4 protein-coding genes and 1 pseudogene are annotated in these 6361 nt (G+C 70.0%); 2 read left to right on the forward strand and 3 right to left on the reverse strand.

Going from position 1 to position 6361, the window contains the following annotated elements; genetic code table 11:
- Positions 1 to 121: 121 nt before the first annotated feature.
- On the reverse strand, positions 122 to 661 hold the full coding sequence (locus ACWDOP_RS38780) for an AAA family ATPase (RefSeq protein ID WP_456349059.1): 540 nt from the start codon (positions 659 to 661) through the stop codon (positions 122 to 124).
- Positions 662 to 1041: 380 nt separating this feature from the next.
- Between ACWDOP_RS38780 and ACWDOP_RS38785 the strand changes: the two genes are divergently transcribed.
- Both ACWDOP_RS38785 and ACWDOP_RS38790 read left to right on the forward strand, forming a co-directional pair.
- Positions 1042 to 3138 (forward strand): acyltransferase family protein, encoded by a 2097-nt coding sequence (locus tag ACWDOP_RS38785; RefSeq protein ID WP_456349060.1) that lies wholly within the window; start codon positions 1042 to 1044, stop codon positions 3136 to 3138.
- Between the two features lie 139 nt (positions 3139 to 3277).
- Positions 3278 to 4813 (forward strand): substrate-binding domain-containing protein, encoded by a 1536-nt coding sequence (locus ACWDOP_RS38790; protein ID WP_456349061.1) that lies wholly within the window; start codon positions 3278 to 3280, stop codon positions 4811 to 4813.
- A gap of 68 nt (positions 4814 to 4881) precedes the next feature.
- Here the strand turns inward: ACWDOP_RS38790 and ACWDOP_RS38795 are convergent, their stop codons facing one another.
- The gene (locus tag ACWDOP_RS38795) at positions 4882 to 5760 is read right to left on the reverse strand and encodes a potassium-transporting ATPase subunit C (RefSeq protein WP_456349062.1); all 879 of its coding nucleotides are present in this window, start codon (positions 5758 to 5760) and stop codon (positions 4882 to 4884) included.
- Position 5761: 1 nt separating this feature from the next.
- A pseudogene (locus ACWDOP_RS38800) lies at positions 5762 to 6361 on the reverse strand (potassium-transporting ATPase subunit B); the annotation flags it as partial.

Raw genomic sequence — 6361 nt, forward strand, 5'->3', positions numbered from 1 at the left:
ACCCGAGCGCCCCGAACCACTTCGTCATGCCACGGCCGCACTCCCCCTCGCACTAGCCGAATTCTTCTCGATCGTGGGCGCCGTTCGGCCGGGTCCGGATGCGTTCGGGGAACACCCCGCGTCAGGCTTCCGGTTCGGCCGCGCGCAGCCCGCGCTGGTCCGCCAGCCAGCGGTCGGCCTCGGCCGCGGTGCGCAGGCGCACCACCCGCAGGTGGGGGAAGCGCGTGATCCGGTCCGCGGTCCGCGCCCGGCGGTGGGCGTGCCGGGACCAGGCCCAGCGAATCGGATGATCGGCGTCGAGCCAGTTCCGGAACGATTCGCGATTGCCGTTCCACAACTCTCGGCGCAGCAGCGCGCGGCCGAACGAGCGCCGCACCACCCGGCGCATGACGGTCGGGCGGGGCAGATCGAGCCAGATCAGGGTGTCCGCGCGCGACCACAGCAGCTCACCGACCAGACCGACGTACTGGTCCTCGGTGACCCAGCGGTCGCCGGCGGCGAATCCCGCGACATCGCTTTCGAATTCGGCGCGCTTGACCCAGCCGGGGCCGTGGTGCAGCGCGTCGAGCTCGTGGTGGGGCAGCTCCAATAGCTCCGATAACGCCGCGGCGAGTGTGGTCTTTCCCGCCCCCGAAATGCCCGATACCAGAATCCGCCGCACCCACCGAGCCTATTACAGTTCCGGCCGCGCTTTTCCCGTGCGGAAACCTATTCGGCGCGGGCGGTATTCGCCGCCGGGGAATCCGGGTTTCCCGTTCGCGTGCATAGTCGGGCGCCGGGCGGGGAATATCGGTGTCGTGGCGCCGGCGGTGCGAATGGGAATGCTGCCCGGCTGCTGGCCCGGCTCGGGTTGTCCGACGAGCCCGGTACGGCGGCGGGCGGTGGCCGAGCGCGCCACCGTACCGGCTCGCGGGGTGTCCATACCCGAATCCCGCCAAAACATGCGTTCTCGCCGGATTCCGCGATCAAGGCCACATTCGGGTCAAGTTCCGTGTGGCGATTGGGAGTTTTCACGCATCCGATACGACAATGGTCGCCGCCATGTCCATATCCAGTACTGATCAACCCTCATCGACGACGCCGGAGCGGGCCGCGGACGCCGCGCCCACGGCGCACGGTACCGGCGGCTATCGAGTGGATCTGGACGGACTGCGCGGGGTGGCCATCGCCCTGGTCGTGGTCTTCCACATCTGGTTCGGGCGGGTCTCGGGCGGTGTCGACGTCTTCCTGGTGCTGTCCGGATTCTTCTTCACCGGCATGCTGCTGCGCCGCGGCGACAGCGGCGGCATCGGGGTGCTGACGACGTTGCGCCGCACCCTGCGCAGGCTGCTGCCCGCGATGGTCGTGGTGCTCGCCGCGGTGGTCATCGCCACGGTCGCGCTGCTCCCGCACACCCGCTGGTCGGACATCGGCGCGCAGACCCTGGCCTCGCTGGGCTACTACCAGAACTGGTATCTGGCCCTGTCGTGGTCGGACTACCTGGCCGCGGATCCCTCGGTCAGCCCGCTGCAGCATCTGTGGTCAATGTCGGTGCAGGGCCAGTGCTATCTGGTGTTGCTGCTGGTGATCGCGCTGACGGCGTGGGCGTGCCGCCGGATCGGGCACGAGGGCCGGATGCGACTGACCCTGGGCGTGATCTTCGCGGTCGCGGCAATCGCGTCGTTCTGGTACGCCGCCGACGGGGTCGTGACCCAGCAGGGCTGGAACTACTACGACACCTTCGCCCGCGCGTGGGAACCGCTCACCGGCGCGTTGCTGGCGATCACCGCGCCCCTGCTGCGCCTGCCGCGCGTGGTCCGGGAGATCTTCGCCTGGACCGGTATCGCCGCGATCGTGGCGTGCGGCTGGCTGGTGAACGGCTCGGCCCAGTTCCCCGGGCCCGCGGCCCTGCTGCCGGTGACCGCGACGGTCGCGCTGGTGCTGGCCGGGGCCGGATTGAACACCGCCACCCAGCCGTGGATCAACCGGATGTTGGCCACCGCGCCCGCGGTGCGGCTCGGCGCGTTCGCGTATGCGCTGTACCTGTGGCACTGGCCGCTGCTCATCTTCTACCTCGGCGAACGGCACGAACGCGAGGCCGGCCCGCTCGGTGGTCTGCTCATCATCGTGGTCTCGCTCGTGCTGGCCTACCTGACCCAGCGCTTCGTGGAGGAGCCGCTGCGGGTACGCGCGCGGCCGACCATCGGGGCGCGCCCGCGGCTGCTGATCGGCGCGGCCGTGAGCACGATCGGGGTGCTGCTGCTGGCCTCGACCATCACCTGGCAGTGGACCAACGGCGCCAAGGCCCAGGCCGTCGGGCACCTCGATCCCGCGAAGTATCCGGGTGCGCTCGCGCTGACCGAACGGGCGCTGGTGCCGCGCGCGCCGATGCGCCCGACCATCCAGGAGGCGCCGGCCGACATCGCCTATCCCACCCGGGACGGCTGCATCGCCGACTTCGACACCCGGTCGGTCATCACCTGTTCCTACGGTGACCCGAATGCGCAGCGCACCATCGCGGTGGCGGGCAATTCCCATGCCGAGCACTGGATCCCGGCGCTGCAGGTGCTGGCCGAGCGCTACCGGTTCCAGCTCACCGTCTACCTGAAGATGGGCTGCCCGCTCACCGTGGCCGAGGAGCCGATGTACAAGGGCCAGCGCAATCCGGACTGCCGGGATTGGTCGCACGAGGTCATCGAACGGCTCGGCGAACAACGGCCGGACTGGGTCTTCACCACCGGCACCCGGCCCGCCGACAGCGGCGGTGACGAGACGCCGCAGGATTATCTGGATGTGTGGTCCGCGCTCAATAAACGGGGTCTGCACGTGCTGGCGATGCGCGATACCCCGTGGCTGCGCCGCGACGGAATTCGCTACCGTGCCATCGATTGCCTGGCCTCGGGCGGAAATCGCGTGGATTGCGGCATGAAACGCCCGGACGCCATTTCGGCGGTGAATCCGGCCGCCGGGCCCGCGGAGAAATATCCCGACGTCTACCCCCTCGATCTCAATGACGCGATCTGCGAACCCGAAGTCTGCGCGGTCGTGGAGGGCAATGTGCTGGTCTACCACGACGAGCACCACCTCACCGCCACCTACGCCCGTTCCCTGGCCCCGGAACTCGAACGGCAATTGCGGCCCATTCTCGGCTGGTGGTGACCCAACTCCCCTGCCCGGCAACTGATATCGTCCGTTCCGGGTAATTCGGGGCACGCCCGGCATCGGCTCGGCGCCCCGTCGCGGGCGCGGGCGTTCGCGGCACCGGAGCCGGGCGCGCGAGCCCGGGTGGAGGGGCACAGTGGGCGGGTTTCCGATCGAGATCGTGCTGGCGCTCATCGGCATCGCGGTGCCGATCATGGCGTTCGTGTGGGAGTTCGTGTTCGTGGGCCGCCGGCGCCTGGGCTACCGGGTGCAGATGGATACGCCGGTCACCGGTGAGATCGAGTCGGTGTTCCCGGGCGTGCTGCCGCAGTTGCGACCGGACGGCGGCGCCGCGGCGCCGGATCTGCACGACCTGTCGGTGGTGCTCATGCGCATCGAGAACAACGGCGCGACCACCATCGACGCCGCGGATTACGCTGTGCCCGAAGGGGAACGGGTCGGGGTGCACATCAGCTTCCCGCACCGGCGCGTCATCGGGATGGCGGTCACCGAACTGAGCGACTCGGGGATGGGCGACTGCCTGCGCCCGGGCACCGGGATCGGCGCGCGGGAGGACACCGCCCGGCGGGTGGGCGTCATCGATCTGCCCCGGGTGCCGATGAATCGCGGTGACCACTACAAGATCCTGGCGATCCTGCAGCGCAGCGCGGGCGCGGGCGACTATCCGGCCCCGACCGTGCAGGCCCGGATTCGGGGCGGGCGCGCGGTGGAATCCCGCAGCAGCACCGGCATTTCGCCCCGGCTGCTGGCGCTGATCGGGTTCCTGGTGGTGGTGATCACGGTCCAGTTCGCGGTCGGGCTCGGCTCGGACGATTCCGCGGCCACCGCGGACTGCGGGCGCGGCAACCTCACGGTCGTGGGCTCGTCCGCGTTCGAACCGGTCCTGCGCGACGCGGTCGCCGCCTACCGGAAGCGCTGTGCCAAGGCGACTTTCACCCTCGAGTTCGACGGCAGCGAACGCGGCCTGACCCGGCTGGACAAGGAGGGTAAGGACAACTCCGCGCTGCTGGCGATCACCGACGGGCCCAAGGGCGAGGGCTATCCGGCGCTGCTGCCCCGCGCGCTGGCGCTGTCGCAGTTCGCGATGATCACCCATCCGGGTGTGAACGTGAAAGATCTGTCGGTACAGCAGGTCCGGGACCTCTACGCCGGGCGGATCGACAACTGGCGGCTGCTCGGCGGCGCCGATCTGCCGGTGCGGGTGGTGCAGCGGGCACTGGGTTCGGGTACGCGCGAAGCCCTCCGGAGCCGGGTGCTCGGTGGCGATCAGCCCGCCGCGCCGCCGGCCACGAGCTGCCGCGCGGTCCTGGCCACCAATCCCCCGGGCCCCGCCTTCTGCGAGGTTCCGGTCACCCGGGACATGCTCGCGACCGTCGCGGAACTGCCGGGCGCGATCGGCTACAGCGAATCCGCCGACGCGGCACAGGCTTCCGGTGTGCGGACGGTGACCCTGGGCGGTCGGGCGGCGACCCGTGAACACGTGCTGTCGGGCGCCTACCCGTTCTGGGCCGTCGAGTACGCCTACTCCTACGGCGAGGTGCCCGCCGATTCCGCGGCGGCCGCGTTCCTGCGCTTTCTCACCGACGGCGCCGGCAAGGACGTCCTGCGCGCGCACGGCAACACGCCCTGCGCCGAGCTGCCCGATCCGACGGGGTGCATGCCCGGACGGTGACACGCCCGCGCGCCACGGTCGTCCTCGTTCGCGAGGCAACCGTGGTGCGCGGCCGGCACCGGACTGGTTCAGCTCCGGAACGGGAACGTGCCGTCGAGGTCGAGGTTGAGTTCGACCACGTTGACCCGCGGCTCGCCCAGGAAGCCCAGGGTGCGGCCCGCGGTGTGCTCGTCGACGAGGTCGCGCACCTGCTCGGGCGAGACCCCGCGGGCCCGTGCCACCCGGTCGATCTGGATGGCCGCGTACTCCGGGGAGATGTGCGGATCCAGACCGCTGCCACTGGCGGTGACGGCGTCCGGCGGCACGGCCGAACGATCGGGCGCGTCACCACGAATGGGGACGATGCGGCCGGCGGAGTAATCCTCGCCGTCGGCGGCGCATTCGACCTGCACGCCCTTGTACTCGGCCAGGAAGGGCGCGGTGGTCACCGAGCAGAACTCGTTGACGCTCACCACCTTCGTGGGGTGTTCGACCTCGCCGTCGGCCGCGCGCGGCCCGATGACCGAGAGCACCGCACCGACCCCGCCCGGGGTGCAGAACGGCCGATTCCCGTCCACGCCTTCGAGTTCGGCGACCGCCCTACTGCGGGCGCAGACCGTGGTCAGCAGTCCGGTGGAATCGGGCGCGCTGTCCACGATGCTCTCGGGACCGGCGTTGCTCGCGGCGGTGGCGAGCGGGTCGTACCCGTCGCCGGCCACGGACGGGCGGCTCTGGAAGTACCGGGTGAGCACGTTGCCGTCGGCGTCGGTGAACAGCTGGCCGATCAGGCTGGAGCCGACGGTCTTTCCATCCAGTTCGATGAGCGAGCCGTCCGCGTTGTTCTTCAGTCCGGGCAGCTGCGCGACCGCGAAAACCGCCAGCGGATAGATGATTCCGGTGATCGCCGTGAGCACGAGCAGTGCGCGCAGCGCGGCCACGTGCTGCCGGATCCAGGTTGACATACGCATATCAGGACATCCCGGGGAGGAATCGGACGGCGAGGTCGATGAGCTTGATGCCGATGAACGGGGCGATGATGCCGCCCACGCCGTACACGGCGAGGTTGCGGCTCAACAGTTTCGAGGCCGCGGCGGGGCGGTAGGCCACCCCGCGCAGCGCCAGCGGGATCAACAGCACGATGACGATCGCGTTGAAGATGACCGCGGACAGGATCGCGGACTGCGGGCTCGACAGGCGCATGACGTTGAGCAGGTCCAGGCCCGGGAACAACGGCACGAACAACGCGGGGATGATCGCGAAGTACTTGGCGATGTCGTTGGCGATCGAGAAGGTCGTCAGCGCCCCGCGGGTGATGAGCAGCTGTTTGCCGATCTCCACGATCTCGATGAGCTTGGTCGGGTCCGAGTCCAGATCGACCATGTTGCCCGCCTCTTTGGCGGCCGAGGTGCCGGTGTTCATGGCCAACTGGGAGGGCGGGGCGGAAAAGCGTTGCCACCTGGTCGTTCCGGGACCGGCCCGCGGCCGCCGAGACCGGCCGCCTCCCAGTTCACCTCGCCCGCGTAGAGCACGCCGTTGCGGCCGCGGCCGATGTCGACGAAGGCGGCCTCC

This window comes from Nocardia sp. NPDC003693, assembly GCF_053981095.1.